Origin of the sequence: Lysinibacillus xylanilyticus, from assembly GCF_001708185.1 — a bacterium.
In the GTDB taxonomy this organism is placed as follows: domain Bacteria; phylum Bacillota; class Bacilli; order Bacillales_A; family Planococcaceae; genus Lysinibacillus; species Lysinibacillus xylanilyticus_A.
Genome location: NZ_MDDN01000002.1, coordinates 631,746 through 656,280 on the forward strand (window position 1 = coordinate 631,746; position 24,535 = coordinate 656,280).

At 38.3% G+C, this 24,535-nt stretch carries 17 protein-coding genes and 1 other annotated feature; of the genes, 5 read left to right on the plus strand and 12 right to left on the minus strand.

Translation table 11 applies throughout. The features are described from left to right. Nucleotides 1-119: 119 nt before the first annotated feature. The 3 genes from BFJ97_RS07685 to asnB form a co-directional block, all read right to left on the minus strand. Nucleotides 120-833 carry a pseudouridine synthase gene (locus BFJ97_RS07685; protein WP_068984036.1) on the minus strand — a complete coding sequence of 238 codons (714 nt, stop codon included), beginning with the start codon at nucleotides 831-833 and terminating at the stop codon, nucleotides 120-122. Nucleotides 834-841: 8 nt separating this feature from the next. After that, nucleotides 842-2,455: a putative polysaccharide biosynthesis protein gene (locus BFJ97_RS07690; protein ID WP_083226944.1), complete on the minus strand. Its 1,614-nt coding sequence runs from the start codon at nucleotides 2,453-2,455 to the stop codon at nucleotides 842-844. A gap of 467 nt (nucleotides 2,456-2,922) precedes the next feature. Then, entirely contained in the window at nucleotides 2,923-4,770 is a 1,848-nt protein-coding gene (gene asnB / locus BFJ97_RS07695) for an asparagine synthase (glutamine-hydrolyzing) (RefSeq protein ID WP_068984037.1), read from the minus strand. A 292-nt stretch (nucleotides 4,771-5,062) separates the two neighbouring features. Here asnB and BFJ97_RS25415 point away from each other — a divergent pair, with 292 nt between their 5' ends. Together BFJ97_RS25415 and BFJ97_RS07700 are read left to right on the plus strand one after the other, a co-directional pair. After that, nucleotides 5,063-5,197: a hypothetical protein gene (locus BFJ97_RS25415; RefSeq protein WP_302621786.1), complete on the plus strand. Its 135-nt coding sequence runs from the start codon at nucleotides 5,063-5,065 to the stop codon at nucleotides 5,195-5,197. Between the two features lie 346 nt (nucleotides 5,198-5,543). After that, nucleotides 5,544-6,794, plus strand: a complete 1,251-nt coding sequence (locus BFJ97_RS07700; RefSeq protein WP_068984038.1) for an NAD(P)/FAD-dependent oxidoreductase — start codon at nucleotides 5,544-5,546, stop codon at nucleotides 6,792-6,794. Nucleotides 6,795-7,148: 354 nt separating this feature from the next. Here the strand turns inward: BFJ97_RS07700 and BFJ97_RS07705 are convergent, their stop codons facing one another. The 7 genes from BFJ97_RS07705 to BFJ97_RS07735 form a co-directional block, all read right to left on the minus strand. Further along, nucleotides 7,149-7,841: an AIM24 family protein gene (locus tag BFJ97_RS07705; RefSeq protein ID WP_068984039.1), complete on the minus strand. Its 693-nt coding sequence runs from the start codon at nucleotides 7,839-7,841 to the stop codon at nucleotides 7,149-7,151. A gap of 398 nt (nucleotides 7,842-8,239) precedes the next feature. After that, nucleotides 8,240-9,511, minus strand: a complete 1,272-nt coding sequence (locus BFJ97_RS07710) for an L-lactate MFS transporter (RefSeq protein ID WP_068984040.1) — start codon at nucleotides 9,509-9,511, stop codon at nucleotides 8,240-8,242. Between the two features lie 819 nt (nucleotides 9,512-10,330). Continuing rightward, nucleotides 10,331-12,748 (minus strand): leucine--tRNA ligase, encoded by a 2,418-nt coding sequence (gene leuS, locus BFJ97_RS07715; protein ID WP_068984041.1) that lies wholly within the window; start codon nucleotides 12,746-12,748, stop codon nucleotides 10,331-10,333. Nucleotides 12,749-12,835: 87 nt separating this feature from the next. Further along, nucleotides 12,836-13,047 (minus strand) — a binding site (T-box leader). A gap of 129 nt (nucleotides 13,048-13,176) precedes the next feature. After that, the gene (gene dhaK, locus BFJ97_RS07720; RefSeq protein ID WP_068984042.1) at nucleotides 13,177-14,928 is read right to left on the minus strand and encodes a dihydroxyacetone kinase subunit DhaK; all 1,752 of its coding nucleotides are present in this window, start codon (nucleotides 14,926-14,928) and stop codon (nucleotides 13,177-13,179) included. A 394-nt stretch (nucleotides 14,929-15,322) separates the two neighbouring features. Further along, a complete protein-coding gene (locus BFJ97_RS07725; RefSeq protein ID WP_068984043.1) occupies nucleotides 15,323-17,089 on the minus strand; it encodes a SulP family inorganic anion transporter in 1,767 nt (588 codons plus the stop codon). 44 nt (nucleotides 17,090-17,133) lie between these two features. Continuing rightward, nucleotides 17,134-17,478, minus strand: a complete 345-nt coding sequence (locus BFJ97_RS07730; RefSeq protein WP_083226945.1) for an ArsR/SmtB family transcription factor — start codon at nucleotides 17,476-17,478, stop codon at nucleotides 17,134-17,136. A 170-nt stretch (nucleotides 17,479-17,648) separates the two neighbouring features. Continuing rightward, complete coding sequence (locus BFJ97_RS07735) at nucleotides 17,649-18,830, minus strand: MDR family MFS transporter (protein WP_068984045.1); 1,182 nt, start codon at nucleotides 18,828-18,830, stop codon at nucleotides 17,649-17,651. Nucleotides 18,831-19,237: 407 nt separating this feature from the next. On the opposite strand from BFJ97_RS07735, the gene BFJ97_RS07740 reads away from it, so the two are divergent. Continuing rightward, nucleotides 19,238-20,194: a TIGR01212 family radical SAM protein gene (locus tag BFJ97_RS07740; RefSeq protein ID WP_068984046.1), complete on the plus strand. Its 957-nt coding sequence runs from the start codon at nucleotides 19,238-19,240 to the stop codon at nucleotides 20,192-20,194. Then, nucleotides 20,191-20,769: a tRNA (mnm(5)s(2)U34)-methyltransferase gene (locus tag BFJ97_RS07745; RefSeq protein ID WP_068984047.1), complete on the plus strand. Its 579-nt coding sequence runs from the start codon at nucleotides 20,191-20,193 to the stop codon at nucleotides 20,767-20,769. The genes BFJ97_RS07740 and BFJ97_RS07745 overlap by 4 nt, the downstream gene beginning before the upstream one ends. Before the next feature lie 479 nt (nucleotides 20,770-21,248). On the opposite strand, the gene BFJ97_RS07750 is transcribed toward BFJ97_RS07745, so the two are convergent. Next, the gene (locus BFJ97_RS07750; RefSeq protein ID WP_068984048.1) at nucleotides 21,249-22,757 is read right to left on the minus strand and encodes an alanine/glycine:cation symporter family protein; all 1,509 of its coding nucleotides are present in this window, start codon (nucleotides 22,755-22,757) and stop codon (nucleotides 21,249-21,251) included. A gap of 264 nt (nucleotides 22,758-23,021) precedes the next feature. Here BFJ97_RS07750 and BFJ97_RS07755 point away from each other — a divergent pair, with 264 nt between their 5' ends. Then, the gene (locus tag BFJ97_RS07755; protein ID WP_068984049.1) at nucleotides 23,022-24,146 is read left to right on the plus strand and encodes an IS4 family transposase; all 1,125 of its coding nucleotides are present in this window, start codon (nucleotides 23,022-23,024) and stop codon (nucleotides 24,144-24,146) included. A 196-nt stretch (nucleotides 24,147-24,342) separates the two neighbouring features. Here the strand turns inward: BFJ97_RS07755 and BFJ97_RS24590 are convergent, their stop codons facing one another. After that, nucleotides 24,343-24,519 (minus strand): hypothetical protein, encoded by a 177-nt coding sequence (locus tag BFJ97_RS24590; protein WP_175401702.1) that lies wholly within the window; start codon nucleotides 24,517-24,519, stop codon nucleotides 24,343-24,345. Between the last annotated feature and the right edge of the window lie 16 nt (nucleotides 24,520-24,535).

The following is a 24,535-nucleotide window of genomic DNA, read 5'->3' on the forward strand; positions in this document are numbered from 1 at the left end:
TTTAGTACCATAGACTAAAAAGCTATTCATTGAAAGTTATATCATATTATACATTCACTATTATAAGTATGTATATTAAAATACCTCGATACTAATTGTCCTTAGCATCGAGGTATTCTTTAATCCCTATTCTGTAATCCGACTAACTCTTCAGCAGTTAACTCTCGATATTCACCTAATTCTAGATTGTCATCTAGCTTTAGGTTCCCCATCGACAGCCGCTTTAAATACGTTACACGTTTACCTACTGCCTCAAACATACGCTTCACCTGATGAAACTTACCTTCTTGAATCATTAACTCAATTTCTGATTGCTGAGCAGATTTTAATATGATGAGCTCTCCCGGTTTTGTTACATAACCATCGTCTAGCTCAACACCTTGAGCAAATTTCTCACAGTCTTCATCCGTGACAATACCTTCTATTTGTGCATAATAGACCTTTGGCACGTGCTTTTTTGGAGACAATAAATTATGTGCTAATATGCCATCATTTGTTAACAGCAATAACCCCTCTGTATCTTTATCTAAGCGACCTACCGGGAAAGGCTCGAAATGTTGAAGTAAAGGATCTAACAAATCAATGACGGTTTCATCCCGTAAATCTTCTGTTGCAGAAATAACTCCCGGAGGCTTATTCATCATAATGTATACAAATTCTGTATATATAACACGTTCACCAAAAACGGAGACATCTTGCTTTTCAGGGTCAACATGCAATGCTGCATCCTTCACATATGCACCATCCACTGTCACTGCTTTTTGCTTTAGAAGTTGTTTAACTTCCTTGCGTGACCCATAACCCATATTCGCCAGTAATTTATCTAATCGCATAATACCTCCTATTTCAATCCCAGTTTGTTCGTAATTCTTGTCAATCGTTCACCGAGTAATTTTTGTGCTAAACCTAAGCGTAAAGACAAATAGCCATATACGGCTACACCTACTCCAGCACAAATAACAGAATAAACTAATGCGGAGAATTTACCATCTACTGGTCCCATCAATAACTCTAAAAGTTTATGAACAATTAGTACACTTACCGCCATGGCCACTGTCAAACAAGAAATAAGCATCACACGACGTATAACCATTTCTGATCTATAGTTTAGTGTTTGTCGTAGCACAAATACATTGATGATAATTGATACACTATAGCCAATAGCTGTAGCAAGAATCGCGCCATCCGCCTCCATCCAACGAATTAAAGGAATATTAATGGCTAGCTTTACTAAAATACCAGATAATAAGCTAAAGACAATCCATTTTTGGAAATCAATGCCCTGTAAAAGAGCCGCTGTTACTTGGAACAATGCAAATAAAATTGCAACAGGTGCGTAATGGGCTAAAATTGTAGCCCCCATCTCACTTTCAGAATAGAGCATAAAGTATATTTCATTTGATAACAACGAAATTCCAACTACCGCTGGCAATGTAATAAAAATTAATATTTGATATGTCTTATCCATTGCATGTCGTAGTGATAAATATTCACCTTGCGTATAATATTTTGTAATCGTCGGTACAAGAGCCATCGAAAAACCTGTAGCTAGCATTACCGGAATAATGACAACCTTATGAGTTGTAAAGTTAATCATTGATAAATAACTATCTGTCACTCCCGCTAATCCGATTGATGTCATAGCTCCGTTAAATGTTAGCATATCTACTAATTGGAATAACGGATTAGCAACGCCTACAAACACCATTGGAATCGAATACGTAATAACTTCTTTATATATGTCGGACATTGGGAGCTGCTTAGACGTAACGCTTTGGCTGCGTAGTAAATCAAATTCAGGTTGGTATTTTTTCCAATAATAATAGAGTGTCAATAACCCACCAATTGCCCCGATAAATGCAGCAAATACTGCGAAGGAGATCGCCGTTTCTGGTTGCCCATTGAAAACTACTACAACTAAGAATGAACCACCTAACAACACAACAATACGAACAATTTGCTCCACTAACTGCGAAACTGCTGTAGGCTCCATTTTGTCATAACCTTGGAAAAACCCACGCCAAAGACTCATAAATGGCACAACAATTAATGCAAAGCTAACCCAGCGCATTACTGAGGCAATTTGCTCAATCGTAAATGCCTGCTCATCACTTTTAATAACAAGACCCGCTATTGGCTTAGCTAGTATAAAGAGAGCAATAAACGCAGCAACACCAGTAATCAGCATAATCATTATGCCTGATTTCATCAGCTTACGACCTGACTGGTAATCACCCGCTGCATTGTATTTAGAAACAAACTTGGATACAGCAATTGGCGCACCCGAGATGGCTATAGCCAGCATAATCGAATAGGGAATGTATGCATATTGATAGAGGGCAATATTCTCCTCACCCACAATCGCATAAAACGGAAAAATATAAATTAATCCGAGCACCTTCGATAAAAACATCCCCATTGTTAATATCGCAGTACCTTTCATTAAATTGGACATCATACCCATCCATTCATCGTAAAATCAAGATTTTCATTATCATAACACTTAGAAAAACACTTATTAAATAATTGCTGTAAAGACGCTTGCTTCGGTAGCATCCTATCTTTTTACAGGTATCTGAGTGGATTCCCTTGCTACCCGAGTACTTTTAAGCAATTCAGGGAAACTGTTTGATTTGCAAACGCTCTCACACACAATAGCCGTCTCCTGATAGCTTAATTTCACTGATCAACAATATTCAGCAAAACTACACGAAAAGTCAACATAACCAAATATTAAATAAGTAAACCAACTGTAATCTTAACATATTTATAGAATACCGACGCATAAATACATTAAAAAGTTCTAGAAAAACACAGCTCAATCAAAAAAAATATCGATTGTGTCCTCCTTGTGGAAAGTAGAAGCCTCAAAATAATCGGTGGAGATTTAGAAAACCTCCACCGATTAAAGTTACTTCTCTATTACATGTCTACGAAAAATTGTTTATACCATACTAAAAATACATAAGCTGTCCAAATATAACGTCCACGATTCGCTTGTCCTTCATAGTGCTCATCTAGATAGCCTACTAATTGCTTTGTATCAAAGAATTCATTGGCAAAGTCAGTTGTAAACATTTCTTTTACCATCTTGTAATACTTTTCTTCACGTAGCCAGTGACGAATTGGCACTGGGAAGCCAAGTTTTGGACGCTTTGCCCATTCTTCAGGTAGTTCCTGATGCGCAGCTTGACGTAGAACATATTTCGTATCAATGTCATTTACGCGGTATCTCGATGGAATGTTTTTCGCTAATTCCATCACTTCTTTATCTAAAAATGGTACACGTAATTCGATAGAATGAGCCATACTCATTTTATCTGCTTTTAATAAAATATCACCTGGCATCCAAAGATTTAGATCAAGATACTGCATTTTAGTAACATCATCATCACCTGGTACTTCATCGTAAATACGTTTTGTAATCGATTTTACAGATGGACCATTTTTATAGTCTGGTTTTAAGACATTTAATGCATCTTCTTCATCCCACACAACCGCTTCCCCAATAAAGCGTTCTTCTACTGTTTGACCACCTTTAACAAGGAAGTGCGTGTATTGATTTTTAGGTAACGCCTCTGCAATACCACGTAATGCTTTACGAATACCAAATGGGACTTTCTCATATTTTTGCATTTTGCCTGAGTTTTGATACCATGAGTAGCCACCAAAAATTTCATCTGCACCTTCACCTGAAAGTACAACTGTTACATCCTTTGAAGCTAACTCAGAAAGGAAATAAAGTGGTACTGAAGATGGATTCGATTGTGGCTCGTCCATATGCCACTGAATTTTTGGTAATGCTTCAAAACACTCATCAGCTGAAATATATTTACGCTCATTTTGAATATCTAATGTATCAGATAAATCTTTTGCTAAATTTGTTTCATTAAACATATCCTCGTAGTCAGAGAAACCAACAGAGAAGGATTTATCAGGGCGTAATAATGAAGTAATATAACTTGAATCAATACCACCTGATAAGAAAGAACCAACCTTTACATCACTTATTTGATGCGCATCTACTGATTCTCTTACTGTCGTACGAATTTCTTCTACATATTTTTCAATTGGAGCTTCTTTTGCATGGAATTTTTTATCCCAATACTGCACAATTTTCTTTTGCCCATTTTGAATAAGCATATAGTGTGCTGGTTGTAATTTGTATACACCTTTAAAGAACGTTTCGTCCATTGAAGAATATTGGAACGTCAAATAAGGACGTAGCGCATCTTTATTTAATTCTTTAATAAATGATGGGTGTGGTAAAAATGATTTAATTTCTGAACCGAAAATAAAAGTACCATCTGTTGTGTTTTCTGTATAATACAGTGGCTTAATACCAAAGCCATCACGAGCGATGAATTGTAAATCATTCTTTTTATCCCAAATACAGAATGCGAACATTCCGCGAAGCTTTTTGACAAATTCTACTCCGTATTCAACATAACCATAAATAATAACTTCACTATCAGAGTGTGTTTTAAAGTTGTGACCTTTTGCAATCAAATCAGCACGTAACTCTTGGAAATTAAAAATTTCCCCATTAAATACGAGAACAATATTACCATCCGCACTATATAACGGCTGATTCGCCACGTCTGATAAGTCGATAATACTTAATCGACGGAATCCTAAAGTTACTTTATCGTCACTGTGAATCCCGCCACTGTCTGGTCCACGGTGAATAATTGTATTCATCATATTTTCGATCGTTTGATGATGATCGATCACATTTGTTCCATTAATATAGCCTATAAATCCGCACATTCTATTTTTCACCTCATAATTTAGTGCATAACCTTTACCATAATAGCATGAAAAGACATTCATTTCATGCAGACAATACAGATAAAGCAAAACTTTCATCAGTGAGGTTATTCTACACTGATTATTCATTCAACTAACTAGCGCTTTATCTCTCAATTATACTTGAATTTTCCATCTAAACTTTACACATGTAAGCTATTCACCATAACGTAGGGTTAATTTCCGTTCCGACTGAGCGCTTTGTCGCTGACGCTTTGCTTTCGCGCAGAGCAGAGCTTCCTGGGGGCGTCCGATGAGCCGCTTCGCTTCGCTGCAGGGTCTCGGGGTAACAGATGTTTTTTGCGCGAAAGCGAAGCGACAGCAGCAAGATGTTTTTTGCGCGAAAGCGAAGCGACAGCAGCAAGATGTTTTTTGCGCGAAAGCGTAGTGCTAACGTAGCGGCAGCAGAGGGTTTTGTTTGTGCGAAAGCGCAGCGACAGCAACAGCACCGATGTTGGTCATGAAGGCGTTATCACAGGACGTGATGGTTTTAGCCTTCGTTCCTCTAGCGCTAATCCCCAAGGAGTCGCCCAGTCTCCACTACAATCAACTTATATAGCATACGTTTAACAAACGCATATCTCAAGGTTTCGGAAATAACTCTACATTAAAGTAGAAGATAAAGCATTATAAAATACTTTTGTGTTATTTTCAATGTGAAAGAAGCCCCTCTATATAGACTTCATGTATAATAGGAAAGATTCCTAATTTGAAGAGAAAGTGAGTTTTAATATATGTACGATGTTATCGTTATCGGTGGTGGCCCATCAGGTTTAATGGCCGCTGTCGCTGCTGGTGAGCGTAAAAAGAAAGTACTATTACTAGAAAAAGGGACAAAGCTCGGTAAAAAATTGGCCATTTCTGGCGGTGGTCGTTGTAATGTTACCAATCGTTTACCTGTAGAAGAAATAGTCAAGCACATACCTGGAAATGGTCGTTTTCTTTACAGTCCTTTTACGGTTTACAACAACGAAGATATTATCGCATTTTTCGAAGGACTTGGCGTTGCATTAAAGGAGGAAGATCACGGGCGTATGTTCCCCGTTTCTAATCGTGCTCAAGATGTGGTCGATGCACTTATTCGTCAACTTCAGCGGCTACATGTTGAAGTACGCTTAAACACACCAGTTAATAAACTTCTAATGGATGAGGACAAAATTCTCGGTGTACGCCTTACAGATGGTACTGAAATTCGCAGTGAAGCCGTAATCGTTGCAGTTGGTGGAAAAGCTGTTCCACAAACAGGTTCGACAGGAGATGGTTATCCATGGGCAGAACGTGCTGGTCATACAATCACAACACTTTTCCCTACTGAGGTTCCTGTTATATCAAAAGAGGATTTTATTCAAGCTCGCGAACTACAAGGGCTAGCGTTACGAGATGTAGCTGTTTCTGTCTTAAACAAAAAGGGCAAGGTACTTATAACCCATCAAATGGATATGCTATTTACGCATTTCGGAATAAGTGGCCCTGCTGTGTTACGCTGTAGTCAATTTGTTGTTAAAGAGTTAATGAAAACAGGTTACGAGCCTGTGACAATGCGTATTCAAACACTCGTTGATTATAATGAAGAAACGTGCCTGCAATATTTAAACAGACTTATTAAAGAAGATCCTAAAAAAGCAGTGAAAAATGTTTGGAAAGGAATTGCGCCTGAACGCTGGTTGTTATTTTTATGTGAACGCGCGGATATCGATGTACAAATGACAGGCATTGAATTATCACAGGAAAAAATTCGCAACTTAGCTAGACTACTCGTCAATTTCACAATGTCGGTTAGTAGTACGCAGTCTCTTGAAAAAGCATTTGTCACTGGGGGTGGAGTTTCTGTTAAAGAGATTGAACCAAAGACAATGGCCTCGAAGAAAAAGGATGGGTTATTTTTCTGCGGAGAAATCCTTGATATTCACGGCTATACAGGTGGCTATAATATAACGTCTGCACTCGTTACAGGACGTATCGCAGGGATGAATGCAGGAATGTAAGATTACTGTATCGGGGGCTTTTATCAGCGGACTTTCGGGAGTTATCGGCGATTTTTAGGTCTTTTATCAGCGATTTCCCGCAAGTTATCAGCGATTCCGGACTTTTATCAGCGATTTCCCACAAGTTATCAGCGATTCCAGGGCTTTTATCAGCGATTTCCCGCAAGTTATCAGCGATTCTAGATCTTCTATCCATTAAAAAGAAGCTGGGACAAAAAGAAAAAATGTTAGACCGATTGTATTGGTCTAACATTTTTTTGATTCAGGAAGGAACAACCTACTCACTGAAGCGAAAAAGTTACTATCTTTTTTCGCTATTATTCAAAATAATAGCGTTTTGTCCCAGCTTCCTTTTTAGCTTTCTTTAGTCACATACACTTCCTCAAACGGTTGAATAATGACAAAGCCTTCACCTGAGAAAGCCATTTGAATGGACTCACCGCTCCCACGACCGATAAACGTACGGAAGCTAATATCTGTTTTAAATTCTGGTTTCAAATTGCCTGACCATGCTACTGTTGCATGTGGGTCCGTATAAACCGTTTCACCAGGTTTCACTAGCAAGGTAAGCGGTTCAAAATGAGTTGTAATAGCGACCTTCCCTTTTCCTTGTAACGTTACATTAAACAACCCACCTGACATGACTCCAGCCATTTTACGCATTAATTGAATATCCCATTCTATACTCGGTTCAAATGCAAGTAAGTCATTACCATTGACACAAATACTTTCACCCTTTAAATCGAAGATTGTTACTTTTTTTCCTTGATCGGCTAAGTACAGTCGCCCTTTCCCATTCGCTTTCATAAGTTGTGTACCTTCGCCTGTTAATGCCTTTTTAAACATTTTACCTAATCCATGCTCCAACACACGCTCACGCTCAAACTTAATATCGCCTATGTAGGAAATCATTGCGCCCATTTTTGACCATACTTCACCATCTAGATTGACCTCTAATACACGTTCAGTTTCTAACTCGAAATATTCATTTTCGTTGTCGTCCTGTTGTGTTTTATTGACAAATTCATCTAATGAAAATTTACCCATTCCAATTCCTCCCTTTTTTATCTTATATACGTTTAAACTAATGAAAAGATTCAATTCATTTTAATTCCTCTTGAATTTCGCACTCTAACTAAACTTACAAACTTATGCATTAACGGTTGTTCCTAAATATTTCTGACAAATACATCCCCATTTTTAGGTCCCCATTAAAGATTAATTCATGAGCCTTGCATTTACTTTTCGTTGCAAAAATTCTCTTTTGGTAGCGAAATCACTTTATTTCCTGTAATGATATTGACATCAGACAACAGCTGTTATACATTAAAAAAAGATTAATCAAGTGTTATATAACAACTGCTACAAAAAAAGACCATACAAGCGTCATGTGCGAAATGACACTCATATGGCGAATACTTTCAAGTGCGAATTGAAAGTAAAATTTATCGTGTAGCAGAGACGTCTCCAACCTTTTGAGAAGCTTCTTTTAATGCAGTTTGTTTACGTACATCGGCACGTAAAGTTATTGAAATTATTAATGAGGCTGCAATTAATCCTGTAAACACATAGAATACTGGAATATAGCTTCCATAAGCATTTTTAATTGCGCTTACTAAAAGTGGTCCAAAAACTCCACCTAATGACCATGTTGTTAATAAATAACCATGAATAACACCAAGTTGCTTCGTACCGAATAAATCACTTGCAAATGCAGGTAAATTCGAGAAACCTCCACCATAGCAACTAACAACTAAGAAAATAAGTGCTTGGAAAATAATAGCGTTTGTTGTATATGGTAAGACGATAAATGTAACTAGCTGTATGATAAAGAAAATTACAAAGACGTTCGAACGACCAATATAGTCAGACACAGCAGCCCATACTAAACGACCACCACCATTAAATAATCCCATTACTCCTACCATTGCTGCGGCTCCCGCAACTGATAATCCTACAATTTCCTGAGCCATTGGAGATGCAACAGAAATCATCATAATACCTGCTGTTACGTTTACTAAATGCATCGCCCATAGCATCCAGAAATGCTTAGTTCTTACAGCTTCACGCGCTGACATGACAGCTAAATCTTTTTTCACAACTTCTTTACCATTGTTTGCAGCAGCCTTCATATTCGCTGGCATATAACCAGGTGCAGGCGGCACTATATATAAAGCCCCTAAAATCATTAACGTGAAATAACTTGCCCCTAAAATGAAGTACGTTGTAGAAATCCCCACAGCCTCCATTAAGTTAGCTGCGACAGGCGCTGTAATGAGTGCCCCTGATCCAAACCCAAGTACAGCCATACCTGTTGCCAAACCACGACGGTCTGGGAACCATTTAACTAATGTCGATACAGGTGAAATATAACCAATACCCATACCCAATCCACTTAGTAAACCATATGTTAACCAGTACATTGTTACGGAATCCATTTCAATCGCTAGACCAGCACCAGCTTGTCCTGCCCCAAATAGAACAGCTGCTATCATTGCAGATTTACGTGGCCCCATTTTCTCTACTAAGCTACCAAATAATGCTGCGGAAGAACCCGCAAGCCCCATCATTATTGTAAAGGCAACCGTTACGTTTGTTTCACTCCATCCCATCTCTGTGACAATCGGTAGCTTATATACACTGTATGCATATGCTCCACCGATCGAAAGATGAATAGCGATTGCGGATAATGCAATTAACCATCTATTTTTATTCATAAATTCTCTTTTCTCCCCTCTTTTGCTACCTGTGAAAGTTTTATGAACGTCCATGTAAAACAATTTACCATTTAGAATTATTCAAATGCAAGATGTTTTTCAAAAAAATATTATTTCCCCAAAAAGTTTTTTATTTTTCACCCTTGTTATATTACATCGAAAACCCTACAACCTCTAAGTAAATAGCTGTTTATTAAAGGAAAACCACAACACTTTTTAGCTAATATTACTTTTCCACACTATTACCGCAGCTCATAAAAATTATTCTAATATAATTAAATTTGTGCATATTTTCACATTCAAACAATGTATAGTTCATATTTTTCTGACTCACTTATTTTTTTCGCCCTTCTCATAAATCATAATCGAATATCAAATAGGTAGAAATATTAAGAATAAAAGAGAATTTTAAAACCTAAACAAAAGAAATTTACCACACAAAAAGAAACCAAAAAATTATATTAAATGATATTTTTAACTTTTATTAAATTTCCACTTCAATAAACCAAATCCATATTGTGCATATTTCAAGTTAGATGATCAGTACCTATTCATTTTTATTATTCAAATATATATATTTTCTTTCAATAGGAATTGTGTCATCCTTATTTAACAATGGCTAGTGATGTTATTTAAACCTAAAAGCAACTATTCCAATTAGTTTTCATCAAATACATTTGTTATAGCGCGCAAGTGAAAATTTTACTTTTTAACTAATATTGGTTCACTACTACAACGATGGTTATTGTCGTATCGATATCCCAGTTGGTTTCAGTATAAAAGAAAAAAGTGCCCAAATTTTGGACACTTTTTTCATGATTATTTAACTACGATGTTAACAAGCTTGCCTGGGATAACAATGATTTTTACTAAGTCTTTGCCTGCCATATACTCTTGTACTTTGTCATCTGCAAGTGCTACTTTTTCGATTTCCTCTTTTGAAGCATCTTTTGCTACGATGATTTTGGCACGTACTTTGCCGGCAACCTGAACTGCGACTTCCACTTCATCATCAACAAGTTTAGACTCGTCATATGTTGGCCATTGCTCATATGAAAGTGTTGTATCATGACCTAATAGCTGCCATAGTTCCTCCGCAACGTGTGGAACCATTGGAGCTAGCATCTTCACAAAGCCTTCTGCGTAAGCTGTCGGAATAACATCCGCTTTGTAGCAGTCGTTAATGAATACCATCATTTGTGAAATAGCTGTATTAAAGCGAATACCTTCATAATCCTCTGTCACTTTTTTTACAGTTTGATGGTACGATTTTTCAAGTGTTTTATCATCAGAAGCTTGGATTTTCGCTGCGATTGTTCCACCTTCTTCATTGATAAATAGACGCCAAATACGATCTAAGAAGCGACGTGCTCCGTCCAAACCATTTGTTGACCATGCAACAGATGCTTCAAGTGGACCCATGAACATTTCATAGAGACGTAAAGTATCAGCACCGTGTGAAGAAATGATTTCATCAGGGTTCACAACATTACCTTTTGATTTAGACATTTTTTCATTACCTTCACCAAGAATCATCCCTTGGTTAAATAATTTATGGAATGGCTCTTTCGTGTGTACAACACCTAAATCGTATAGTACTTTGTGCCAGAAGCGAGCGTATAGTAAGTGTAATACAGCATGCTCAGCCCCACCGATATAAATATCAACTGGTAACCAGCGTTTTAGTAACTCAGGGTCTGCAATTGCTTCTTTATTTGTTGGGTCAATATAACGTATGAAGTACCAGCTAGAACCTGCCCATTGTGGCATCGTGTTCGTTTCGCGACGACCTTTTTTGCCTGTTTCAGGGTCAACAACATTTACCCATTCAGAAATATTTGCTAGTGGAGATTCACCAGTACCTGAAGGTCGAATATTATCTGTTTTTGGTAGCACTAATGGTAATTCGGATTCTGGTACTGGCGTCGTTGTACCATCTTCCCAATGAATCATAGGAATTGGCTCTCCCCAGTAACGTTGACGAGAGAATAACCAGTCGCGAAGACGGTAAGAGATTTTCTTCTCCCCTACGCCTTTTTCCTCAAGCCATTCAATTGCCTTAGCAATACCGTCCTCTTTGTTTAAGCCATCAAGGAAGTCAGAGTTAATGTGCTTACCATCACCTGTGAATGCCTCTTTGCTTATGTCGCCGCCTTCAAGCACAGCAGTAATTTCTAAGCCAAATTCTGTTGCGAATTCATAGTCACGTTCATCATGTGCTGGAACTGCCATAATTGCGCCAGTACCGTATGATGCTAATACGTAGTCCGCAATCCAAATCGGCATTTTTTTGCCGTTAATAGGATTAACTGCGTAGGCACCAGTAAATACGCCAGTTTTTTCTTTCGCTAAATCTGTACGCTCTAAATCAGATTTCATTTTTACTTTTTCTAAATAAGCTTCTACAGCTTGGCGTTGTTCAGCAGTTGTAATTTGCTCCACTAATTTATGCTCAGGCGCAAGAACACAGTATGTAGCACCAAATAATGTATCAGGACGAGTTGTAAACACTGTGAAGTTTTCATCTGTACCATCAATGCTAAATGTTACTTCTGCACCCTCAGAGCGACCAATCCAGTTACGTTGCATATCTTTAATAGACTCTGGCCAATCAACTTCCTCTAAGTCGTCGATTAAACGATCTGCATAGGCAGTAATTTTAAGCATCCATTGCTTCATCGGACGACGTTCTACTGGATGACCACCACGCTCTGACTTTCCATCAATAACCTCTTCGTTTGCAAGTACTGTTCCAAGTGCTGGGCACCAGTTTACAGCCACTTCATCTACATACGCTAAGCCTTTTTTATAAAGTTGGATAAAAATCCACTGTGTCCATTTATAATATTCTGGGTCTGTAGTGTTAATTTCGCGATCCCAATCATAGCTAAATCCTAGCTCTTGAATTTGACGCTTAAATGTCGCAATATTTTTCGCTGTAAATTCTGCTGGGTCATTCCCTGTATCAAGTGCATATTGCTCTGCTGGTAAACCAAATGCATCCCACCCCATTGGATGTAGAACATTATAGCCTTGCATACGTTTAAAGCGTGAAAGGATGTCTGTCGCTGTATAACCTTCCGGGTGTCCTACGTGAAGACCTGCGCCTGATGGGTATGGGAACATATCTAACGCATAAAATTTTGGTTTATCCGTTTCATTTTCAGTTTTGAAAGTTTTATTATCGGCCCAATATTGCTGCCACTTTTTTTCGATTTGTAGATGATTAAAACTCACGATTTTTCCTCCTTCGAATTTGTAATATTACTCTTCATAATAATTGACAAAATATTTAAAAAATAAAAAAACTCGCCCCTTTCTGTAGAAAGGGACGAGAGAATTCGTATCTCCCGCGGTACCACCCAAATTAGTGATCACACTCGGCTTTAGCTTCCTTAACGCGGAAGGAACGGCACGCGTTGTTTCACGCGGGCAGACTCAGAAGGCGAGTTCAATTTGCTTTCCTACTAGCTCCCACCAACCGCTAGCTCTCTTAAAAGAAACACAAATTTACTATTCCTCATCACTGTCTTTTCATGTATTGCATTTATTCTAATGGAAAGTACTGAAAAGCACAAGGCTTTGTTTACATACTACCCATTATTGAACAATTCAATCCTTAAAGGTAGCAATACCCGAAATACATTGTGTCCATAGAGCTCGCATTATTTTAAATTATGAGAAAGCTCCGTAAAAATAACCCCTAGCGCATATGCACCAGCATCCGGATATCCTAGGCTTCTTTCACCAACTGTACCCGCACGACCCATTCGAGCAACAATTTCTTTTGTATATTCCGCTCCTTTAACAGCAGCCTCTGCCCCGTTTTCAAAAGCTGTTTTAATATCCGTACCAGCTGCAGCGCTTTCTAACCAAGCATTTACACAAGGTACAAACGCATCTACAAGCGTTTTATCGCCTACCTCTGCTCCTCTTCCGAAAGAGCGCTCACCGACAGACTGTATACCTTTTAGTGTAGCTTGTAACATTTCAGCAAACTCTCCGACTGTTAATGCCATTTTTTCTTCTACAGCTTTACTTGCAGCTCGGAAAGCTCCGCCCCAAATCGGACCAGAAGCTCCTCCGCAATGTTCCATAATTATCATCGAACACGCATCCAGGAAAGTTCCAATATTTAAATGTTCTTGATTTAGAATCGAGCTCCATCCTCGTTTCAATTGCTTAAATCCTTTAGCGACACTCATCCCGAAATCGCCATCACCTGCATGGGTATCCAATTCGCAGAAAGGCACTTCGTTCTTGATAATAATTTCGCTCATTTTATCTACGAGATAAATTATATTGTTTAATGTGATTACCTCATTTTTGATGATAGCGTGTTCTTCCTCTGTTTCCGTCTCAAAAAAAACTCGCTTCTCTTCTACGTGATCATTAATATCTACGTATTCTACACTCTCAACCGGTCCATCTACCTTAAATGCAGGCGTATTACATTCTTTCGATAGTAATGCTTTCAGCTCATCATCTAGTTTCATTACTGTTAGAGAAATCCCAGCCATATCAATACTTGTCATGTAATTGCCGACAAACGTTCTATTGATTCGAATATTACTTTTACTCAACTCTCTAGTAACTGCATTGTTAAACAGATAAAGTTCTTGCAGAGGTGTACCACCAAATCCATTTATTAGGATAGCAATTTCATCCTCTTCAACTAGTCCTAAATCTTTCATAAGGTCATTTGTCATGCGGAAGGCTAATTCATCTGCGGTCATCATTTTTTCACGTTTTCTTCCTGGCTCTCCATGAATACCGACACCATATTCCATCTCATCTTCACCCAATTTGAAAGTTGGTGATCCACTAGCTGGCACCGTACAGGAAGTTAGTGCTAGACCAATTGTTCGAACATTTGCCGCTGCTTTTTCCGTCACAGCTTTGACCTGCATTAAATCCATACCTTCTTCTGCAGCTGCACCAGCGATTTTATGTACCAACACAACTCCCGCAACACCGCGTCGTCCTACTGTATAAAGACTATCTTCTACTGCAATATCATCATCTACGCGGACATACTCTACTTGAATGCCATCCTCAGAAGCTAATTGAGCACCATTTTTAAAGTTCATAATATCTCCGCTATAATTTTTAATAATAAGCAGTGTACCTTTTTTGCTAGCTGTTGCTTTAATTGCTTGATATACCTGTATTTGTGAAGGAGAAGCAAAGACGTCACCGCATACTGCAGCGTCCAACATCCCTTTTCCGACTAACCCCGCATGTGCCGGTTCATGTCCACTACCGCCACCGCTAATTAAAGTTACCTTATTCTCATTCATTTCTTTTTTCTTAATTACTTTATATATTTTTAACAACTCAAGTTCTGGATGAGCCATAACCATCCCATTGCACATTTCCATAACGAGTGTTTCAGGTGAATTCATAATTTTCTTCATTTTTATTCCTCCTCTGTAAGCTTTGTTACATTCTTTGCAGCCTATTTCGTATCCATACTTCTATAATTATTCACAGGAGATTCCTGCTATGATATGATTCCTATTATTTGAAAGCATATTCTTAATGATTATAGTAAAATGAAAGCGTTTTATCGTAGAAGGACAAAATGAACAATTTGCCTAAAGACACTCACCCTTCATTAACGAATATAATTGCGGGGATGACTATAATGACCTCTCAGGCAGTTCATCTCCCACCTAACTTCTTTGCTTTCGCTAGATTTTGAGGTAGGAGACTTGTACCTAATGCTTCGCTTTCAATAAGATAAATTACTGCCCGTTAGGTTGGGATAAAGTGAAATTTTAATCGGTGGGGATTCTTCATCCCCACCGATTAGTCTTCACCAATCAGGCAGCTAGGGGCAGTTACTTTATTTACTGTCCCTTTATCGCGAGATAATTCCTGACATTCACGGAAAGCAAAGTGCTTACACCCGATACATTTATTTATATCTAAATAGCTTAAAGCTTTATTAATTGCTTCTCCTGTATGCGGATAGAAATTATCCTCACCAATCTCATCATATAAGCCATTGTTTTGTAATGCTAATTTCAATTCATCTTGAACACCTGTAACTAAAATAGTTTCACCCCGGGCTTTAAAATTCCGGACGAAATTACCAAAATATGTCTCACCTGTTGTATCCAAAAAGGGCACTTTACTCATACGTAATATCAAAACTTTTTTTTGTTGTTGAACGGAACCTACAATTGCCTCCTCAAAATTTTGAGCTGCGCCAAAGAAAAGAGGACCCTCAATTGTATAAATACTAATTTGTGGACAGTCACGCTTCTGATGAACTACATGTGATTGTACCTTCCCACTCTCTTTCGAATGATCCGGTAATACCTTTGTTACTACAAGCTTTTCGCTCATACGCTTTGCAAATAATACAACGGCTAACACAAGCCCCACCTCTACAGCTAATGTTAAGCTTGTGAAAACAGTCAGTAAAAACGTAATCATCAAGACCAGGGAATCTCCTGATTTCAATTTAAGGATATGCGCAAAATGTTTTTGCTCACTCATATTCCAAGCTACAACCATTAAAACTGGCGCCATACTAGCCAATGGGATATGTGAAGCAACTGGTGCTAATAATAATAAAGTGACTAATACAAATACGCCATGGATAACACCTGACATTGGTGATGCTGCACCTGTTTTAATATTTGTCGCAGTACGGGCAATAGCACCCGTTGCAGGAATCCCCCCAAATAAAGGCGTTACAATATTAGCAATCCCTTGACCAATAAGTTCTCGGTTACTATTATGTTTTGTATTTGTCATCCCATCCGCTACTACCGCTGATAGAAGGGATTCAATTCCACCAAGCATAGCAATCACAAATGCTGGGCCAATAAGTAGCTGAATTCGCTCGAATGTGATTTCTGGAATTGCAAAATCCGGTAATGTATTTGGAATTACTCCATAGGCTGTTGCTATTGTGGCCACTTGTCCAGAAAAAAAGAACGTTGCAACAAGTGTAGAAACAACAATGCCTGCTAACGCCGCAGGTACTTTAGGTAAAACTTTCGGTGTAATTAATATAATGACAAGACTAATAATTGCCGTTAAAACACTATAAAAACTTGTAGTATTAATATGCGTAACAATTTCTTTTATATTGTCAATAAAATACTCATGATTTTTAACATTTTTCAAACCCAAGAAATTGGCAATTTGACCTGTAAAAATACTAACAGCAATTCCAGCTGTAAAACCTATCGTCACGGGACGTGGGATAAATTTTATTAATGAGCCTAGTTTAAAAATACCCATTAAGCACAACATAACCCCGGCCATTAATCCAGCAATTAGTAAGTTTTCATAGCCATACGAAATGACGATCCCTAGCAGAATTGGCACAAACGCCCCTGTAGGTCCCCCAATTTGATATTTCGACCCACCAAAAATAGAAATAAGTATACCAGCAATAAAAGCTGTATATATGCCATACTCGGGTTTAACGCCTGACGCAATGGCAAAGGACATTGCAAGTGGTATTGCCACAATCCCGACAATAATCCCTGATATTAAATCTTTCTTTAAGTGATGAATAGAATACCCTTCATATCTCCCCGTAAACAGTGACTTCATCTATAAATCTTCCCTTCAAAAAGGTAAATGTTTCATAATAAACGCTACATATCCTCTTCATTTTCGTTAATAGCCATCTCTTCTAATCTTGTAATTGTATTTATTAAGTGATTGTTGAAAATATCCTTTGCTATACTAAGTAATTCAACAATCATCGGATCACTTAAAGAATAGTAAACTTTTTTACCCTCTTTCATCCCATACACGATATTTTTCCCTCGTAATACACTTAATTGCTGAGAAACAGCTGAGCCCTCTTTTTCTAAGCAGCTTTGAATCTCGTTGACACTTTTTTTACCATCAACTAGTAATTCCAATATTCTGATTCGTAATGGATGTGCTAAAGCTTTAAAAAAATCTGCCTTAAATTGTTGTAAGCTCTCTTCCACATAGATCCCTCCACGGAACTTCATCTTTACATATTCAAATATTTGAATATGTATGATTGATTCTACGCTACAATATCTTTACTTTCAAGAGTAAACATTAAAAAACGAGCAAAAAACGTGTCTCCCACACAGTTTTTGCTCGTTTCCGGAATTTTTTTGTTAAATTTAACCTATTGATCTGTCACTGTTTTATTCTTTCGTAAAGGATAATCATAGATAAGACATGGAATAATCGCAAACAATACTATAATTACTAGGATTAATACGAGTACAATCATGCCAAACTGATCGACCATAATACCACCAAATAGAGGACCTATCATACGACCTGCTGTTGCCGCACTATTGATAATCCCTTGATAAAAGCCCTGACGTCCTTTTGGTGCAAGCTGATTGGCGATGGTAGGTAAAGCGGGCGTATAAAACATTTCGCCAAACGTTAACACAACCATGGCGGCAGCAAACATTTTAAAATCACTAGCAAAGGCAATAATTCCAAAAGATAACGCGATAAGGACAATACCAAATACTAATTGTCGCTTCAATTTATTTTCCCAACGCTTCACTAATGGTGCAATTAACGACTGCCCTAAAACAATAAGCAGGCCATTAATAGTCCAAAGTAAGCTGTACTGTTTCAATCCTAATCCTAGATCTTGCGTATAAGAAGAAATAGTTGCGCTCCATTGTGAATAAGCTAACCAGCATAGCACAGAGGATGAACTTACAATTAATAATGCATAAAACGGTGCTTTATTAATAATTCGTTTACTTTCACTTACTACATTTTTCGGTGCAATGCTACCTTCTTCTAATCGCTTAAAAGTAAATAACGCTATAAAAAAGAACAAAATATACATGACTAAGTTGACCTTAAATACATAGTCAAACTGGTAATCAGCAACAACCCCGGCAAGTGCAGGTCCAATTGCCACTCCTAAATTTTGAGCTAAATAAATGGCGTTAAAGGCCTTCCGTCCACCCTCAGGCCACGCAGTTCCAGCTAAAGCAAACATTCCAGGGAATACGATACCTCCACTAAAGCCAAGTATCGTTAAGAACCATACATAATGTGGCCATCCGTGCCAAATCGTTAAACCAATTAATGAGGCAATCGGCAAAAGAATGCCAAACATTATTGATTTATAGCCCCCTATTCTATCAAATAAATAACCACCTAATAGATTTCCCAATACGCCAGCAGCAGAATTCAACATCAACACAAAGCCAGCCATCGCAAGCGACTTCCCTAAATGATCGTGCAAGTAAATGGCGTTTAAAGGCCATAAAAAAGAGTTGCCCGTTGTGTTCACAAGCATTCCGATAATTAAAAACCACACACTTTTTGGCATAGAATGACCTCCATTATTTCGATACTCTAAATAGTTAGTTTATGTTGAAAAATACAAAAGCACAAGAAAAATAATTTTACTCTTTTTACATAGACTTAAGAATGCTTTTAATGCAGGTGTTTTTAGTGTAGGTTACGTAAAGCCCTCTATGATTTGCGCTTGTGGATGTCCTTTTCGCTCAGCTATCACCACGATTCACTCCGGTCATTATCCTTTTCGCTCGGCTACCACCATGATTCGCTCCGGTCATTATCCATCGCTCGGCTACCCCATCCATTTGCACCAGTCGTCTTATTTTTTCGCTCAGCTCTCCCAGTATTAAATAGTAAAGTCCTTAATAATAAATTCTTACCTCATGACGGAACCATTGACACATGATAAAATATAGTGTTAGAGGAGTGAAATAAATGACAGAAACAAACTTTCCTTTTCCTTCAGACGGGAAAAGATATTATACATGGAATCGCTATTTACGTGAGCAATTTGGTCATAAAGTTTTTAAAGTAGCGCTTGATGCAGGTTTTGACTGCCCAAACCGTGATGGTACAGTTGCCTTTGGAGGCTGTACGTTTTGTAGTGCAGCAGGTTCTGGTGATTTTGCCGGCAACAAAGTGGATCCGATCGAGGTGCAATTTGCTGAAATCCGTGACAAAATGCATCAAAAATGGAAGGACGGCAAATACATGGCCTATTTCCAGGCATATACAAATACACATGCACCACTACCAGTATTAAAGGAAAAATTTGAGGCAGCTCTGGCCCAAGAGGGTGTTGTTGGATTATCCATCGCAACTCGCCCAGACTGTTTGCCAGATGATGTTGTCGAGTATTTAGCTGAATTAAACGAACGCACATATTTATGGATTGAACTAGGACTTCAAACTGTGCATGAAAAAACAGCAAATCTCATAAATCGTGCCCACGATTATGCAACATATGTAGAAGGTGTTGAAAAGCTACGGAAGCATGGTATTCGTGTATGCTCGCATATTATTAATGGCCTTCCTCTTGAAGACTATGACATGATGATGGAAACTGCTCGCGAGGTAGCAAAGCTTGATGTACAAGGCATTAAAATTCATTTACTGCACCTTTTAAAAGGCACACCTATGGTTAAGCAATATGAAAAGGGTATGTTAGAATTTTTAGATCAGGAGGTTTACACAAAGCTAGTAGCAGATCAACTTGAAATTCTACCACCAGATATGGTTATTCATCGTATCACAGGCGATGGACCAATTGATTTAATGATTGGTCCGATGTGGAGTGTTAATAAATGGGAAGTATTAAATGGAATTGATGCTGAACTTGAACGCCGCGGAAGCTGGCAAGGGAAATTTTATAAAGCTGAGGTTGTGAAATGAAGCTACAACGCGTTTTACAATATGCTCAACAGCTAATAAAGGATACAGTTGCCGATGGAGATACTGTGGTGGATGCAACTGCAGGAAACGGCCATGACACATTGTTTTTAGCACAACTTGTCGGTGATGAAGGTCAAGTCTACGCCTTTGATGTTCAAAAGAGCGCAGTCGATGCAACTCTCCATCGGCTTTTAGATAATGGCTTAGAGCATCGTGCACTTGTTTTACACAGGGGACATGAAGAAATAGCCAAATATGTACACAAACAAGTAGCTGCTGCAATTTTTAATCTTGGTTATTTGCCTGGTAGTGATCATGACATTATTACAAAGCCAAATACTACGATACAAGCACTTCAGGATTTGTTAAAATTGCTCAAAGTCGGTGGTCTTATACTCCTTGTCATTTATCACGGTCATCCGGGTGGCAAGGAAGAACGTGATACAGTGATAGAATATGTCAGTCAACTTCCCCAAAAATATGTACATGTATTAAAATACGAGTTTCTAAATCAACAAAATGATCCACCCTTTGTTATTGCTTTAGAAAAAATGAAAGATTACCCTTTAATCTAATCCATTTACGCCCGAAATAAGATAAGTATTTCGGGCTTTTTTTGAGGCTTCTCACCATAACGTGGAGTTGATTTCCTTTCCGACTGGGCGCTTTGCCGCTGTCGCTTCGCTTTCGCACAGATAAAACATTTGCCGCTGCCGCTTCGCTTTCGCACAGAGCAAAGCTTCCTAGGGGCGTCCGATGAGCCGCTTGGGCCAACAGATGTTTTTTGCGCGAAAGCGTAGTGCTAACGTAGCGGCAGCAGAGGGTTTTGTTTGTGCGAAAGCGCAGCGACAGCAACAGCACCGATGTTGGTCACGAAGGCGTTATCACAGGACGTGATGGTTTTAGCCTTCGTTCCTCTAGCGCTAATCCCCAAGGAGTCGCCCAGTCGTAACGAAGATCACCTTACTCAGAACCACCAGGATTTTATTTTATAAAAAATAAAAAGCTATCTAATAGAATATTACAATCTATTAGATAGCTTTTTCTTTATTATCTATTTATTTTTACGTTTTTCATTATAATCTATCCAGAAATCTGCACCTTTAATTCCTAGTTTACGAGGATCAAAAACAGGATCTTTTCCTTCCTTTTTCTGTTTCTCATAATCCTTTAATGCAACAATTGCAGGTTTCATAATAATTAAAATTGCTAAAACATTAATCCAAACCATTAGGCCCAGCCCAACATCCCCCATTGCCCAAGCTAGGTCAGATGTGCGGATAGTACCGTAGAACGAAGCAATTAAAATAGCAAATTTTGCAATCCAAATGACGACTTTTTCTGTAGCTCCTGAGAATAGATAAGCCACATTTGTTTCGGCAATGTAGTAATATGCCATAATTGTCGTAAAAGCAAAGAAGAATAATGCAATCGCTACGAATGGACCACCAAAGCCTGGTAGTGAAGAGTCAACTGCATATTGTGTGTATGCTGCACCTTCTTTAATACTTTTCGCAAATGTTATTTGTTCATCCCCAGTTAATCCGTCATTATTGAATTCACCAGTATAAATAAATGAATCCGTACCTTCTGCAGCTTTTTCATCCTGTACATTATACATTCCAGTAAATAAAATCATAAATGCTGTAGCTGAACAGATTAATAATGTATCAATATATACAGAAGCCGCTTGCACGATTCCTTGTTTAGCAGGGTGTGATACTTCTGCTGCCGCAGCTGGATGCGCCCCTGTCCCTTGACCGGCCTCATTTGAATAAATTCCGCGTTTAACACCCCATGCAATAGCGGATCCAATTATACCACCAAAGATTTCTTGTGCACCAAATGCGCTAGAAAAAATTAATGCAATTACAGATGGTACTTCTTCAATATTCATTACAATAATGATAAGGGCCATAAGAATATAAGCTAACGCCATAAAAGGTACTATAATCTGTGCAGCGTTGGCAATCCATTTAACCCCACCGATAATAATGGCACCTAGTAATACGGCAATAATAAGTCCTGTAATCCAAGTTTCAATATTAAAAGCGTTTTCAACAGCTGTCGCAATTGCATTCGATTGAACACCCGGCATCAAGATTAACATTGCAGCTAATGCGGCAATAGCAAAAATAACTGCAAACCACTTTTGCCCCATTCCCTTTTCTATGTAATATGCGGGTCCGCCACGATATTCTGTATCTTTCTCTTCTTTATAAATTTGAGCCAATGTCGACTCAACGTAAGCAGTTGCCGCACCGATAAAGGCGATTGCCCACATCCAAAAAACAGCTCCAGGTCCCCCCATCCCGATTGCTGTAGCAGTACCGGCTATATTACCTGTACCTACTCGACCAGATAATGCGATAGACATCGCCTGAAAGGATGAAATCCCCTTATCCGATTTTTCACCTTTAAACATTAAAACAAACATATCTTTGAAGTGTCTTACTTGTAGGAATCGTGTAATGATTGAAAAAAAGAGTCCAATCAATAAGATACCGTAAATAAACCATGGTCCCCATAAAATGTCATTCAATATTCCAACAATTGCTTCCATCTTACCCCTCCAATTTTGAAATGTTACTTTAAGTCATTATAGTATTACACTTTTCAGAAAATTACAACATTATCTTTGGAGATTATTTACCAAAAGTTGGATGTTTGTTTTTTTAATATTATATCGTGTCACTAGCGTCGCATTAAAATAATTCAACGTATTTTAAAAAACTGAATTTTCTGCAATATTATCTGTGCATAAAAAAAGCCTTTATAATGGTTGGGTGGTAGTAAACCATCCAAATCCAAAATAAAGGACATAAGCATGGATAAGTTTACACGAAAAACTTCATTTGAACAATGGTTTTCACCTATTTCTTCTACACAAATGGAGAAATTAGTTGAAATTCATCAATTAAATTACTATACAAAGAAGCTTCAAATCGCTTCATTCTTGAAATTATTACTGTTTGCGCAACTGAATGAAACCGAAAGTCTACGTGCCATTAGTGACACGCTGTTATCAGACGACTTACAAAAAGCAACGTATTTAGAGTCCATCAGCTTTTCGCAGTTAGGTCGGCGATTAAACCAAGTGCCAACTGAGTTTTTCCAACAAATTTTTCTAGACTTAGTCGGGCAAATTCATGAGAAAACGCATTTTGAGCAGCGCCGAAAAACCACAACACCACTAAAAATCATTGATTCTAGCACATTGCCATTGAACTTAAACAACCATAGATGGGCTGAATTCCGTAAAACAAAATCAGGTGTGAAGTTACATTTGCGCCTTGTTTACCTAGAAAAAGGTTGTTCGTACCCTGATAAAGCGGTGCTGACGAATGCGAAAGAACATGATCGTGGTCAGCTTGAAATTCTCGTTGATGACAAGGAGTGCATGTACGTGTTTGACCGAGGCTACTTAGATTATGAGCGCTTTGACCGCATGACAGATGACGGACTTTTCTTTGTCTCACGCTTGCGAAAAAACGCCGTAACACGTGTGATTGAATCATTTAAAGTACCTGAACAGTCATCGGTGTTATCGGATGAAATGATTCTGATTGGCAACACGCAAAATCGTGCTGAAAATGTATTTCGCCGTATCGAAGTACTAGATCCAAACGGTAAAGAACTACATCTGATTACGAATCGTTTTGATTTAAGCGCAGATGAAGTCGCTGAACTGTATAAGTCACGCTGGACAATCGAACTGTTTTTCAAGTGGATGAAACAGCATCTGAACATTAAAAAGTTCTACGGGCAAAGCGAGCAAGCTGTGCATAATCAGGTGTACATTGCGATGATCGTTTACTGCTTAAACGTGCTAGCACAGCTTTACACAAACAGTTCACTGACGTACTTACAAATTAGTAGGTACTTAAAAGCAACACTATGGAAGCCCGCACGTATTTGGCTTCGGGAAATCGAAGGAACTACGGTACCATAAGGATTTAGAACTGTCAGTTGCCCCAGTCAAAGGTTATAGTAAAAAATGGATGTTTACTATCTCTATTTAAGTATCTTTCATTTTCTTTAAAAACGGAAGAAGTAGAAAACAGAAAATTCAATTAAAATTCATGCGACATTAGTGATATCGTGTATGTAAGTTAATTGGAGTCATGGGTGGACTATGCCTTGAGGAATTAGCGTTTTAGGTGGGGCTCTGAGCGAGCAGCCAGTAGAGGACGAAGGCTAATAAACGCCTTCGTGACCAACATTTGTGCTATTGTCGCTTTGCTTTCGCACATAAAACATTTGTTGCTGTCGCTTCGCTTTCGCACATAAAACATTTGTTGCTCTAAGCGGCTCATCGGACGCACACAGAAAGCGCCTTAG

Excerpts from the sequence above, each read along its gene's own strand:
- dhaK (WP_068984042.1), bottom strand. The coding sequence starts at position 14,928 with ATGAAGAAAATTATGAATTCACCTGAAACACTCGTTATGGAAATGTGC.
- BFJ97_RS07755 (WP_068984049.1), top strand. The coding sequence starts at position 23,022 with ATGGATAAGTTTACACGAAAAACTTCATTTGAACAATGGTTTTCACCT.
- BFJ97_RS07690 (WP_083226944.1), bottom strand. The coding sequence starts at position 2,455 with ATGTCCAATTTAATGAAAGGTACTGCGATATTAACAATGGGGATGTTT.
- BFJ97_RS07710 (WP_068984040.1), bottom strand. The coding sequence starts at position 9,511 with ATGAATAAAAATAGATGGTTAATTGCATTATCCGCAATCGCTATTCAT.
- asnB (WP_068984037.1), bottom strand. The coding sequence starts at position 4,770 with ATGTGCGGATTTATAGGCTATATTAATGGAACAAATGTGATCGATCAT.
- BFJ97_RS07705 (WP_068984039.1), bottom strand. The coding sequence starts at position 7,841 with ATGGGTAAATTTTCATTAGATGAATTTGTCAATAAAACACAACAGGAC.
- BFJ97_RS07700 (WP_068984038.1), top strand. The coding sequence starts at position 5,544 with ATGTACGATGTTATCGTTATCGGTGGTGGCCCATCAGGTTTAATGGCC.
- BFJ97_RS25415 (WP_302621786.1), top strand. The coding sequence starts at position 5,063 with ATGAGCCGCTTCGCTTCGCTGCAGGGTCTCGGGGTAACAGATGTTTTT.
- BFJ97_RS07685 (WP_068984036.1), bottom strand. The coding sequence starts at position 833 with ATGCGATTAGATAAATTACTGGCGAATATGGGTTATGGGTCACGCAAG.
- BFJ97_RS07735 (WP_068984045.1), bottom strand. The coding sequence starts at position 18,830 with ATGCCAAAAAGTGTGTGGTTTTTAATTATCGGAATGCTTGTGAACACA.
- BFJ97_RS07725 (WP_068984043.1), bottom strand. The coding sequence starts at position 17,089 with ATGAAGTCACTGTTTACGGGGAGATATGAAGGGTATTCTATTCATCAC.
- BFJ97_RS07740 (WP_068984046.1), top strand. The coding sequence starts at position 19,238 with ATGACAGAAACAAACTTTCCTTTTCCTTCAGACGGGAAAAGATATTAT.
- BFJ97_RS07745 (WP_068984047.1), top strand. The coding sequence starts at position 20,191 with ATGAAGCTACAACGCGTTTTACAATATGCTCAACAGCTAATAAAGGAT.
- BFJ97_RS07750 (WP_068984048.1), bottom strand. The coding sequence starts at position 22,757 with ATGGAAGCAATTGTTGGAATATTGAATGACATTTTATGGGGACCATGG.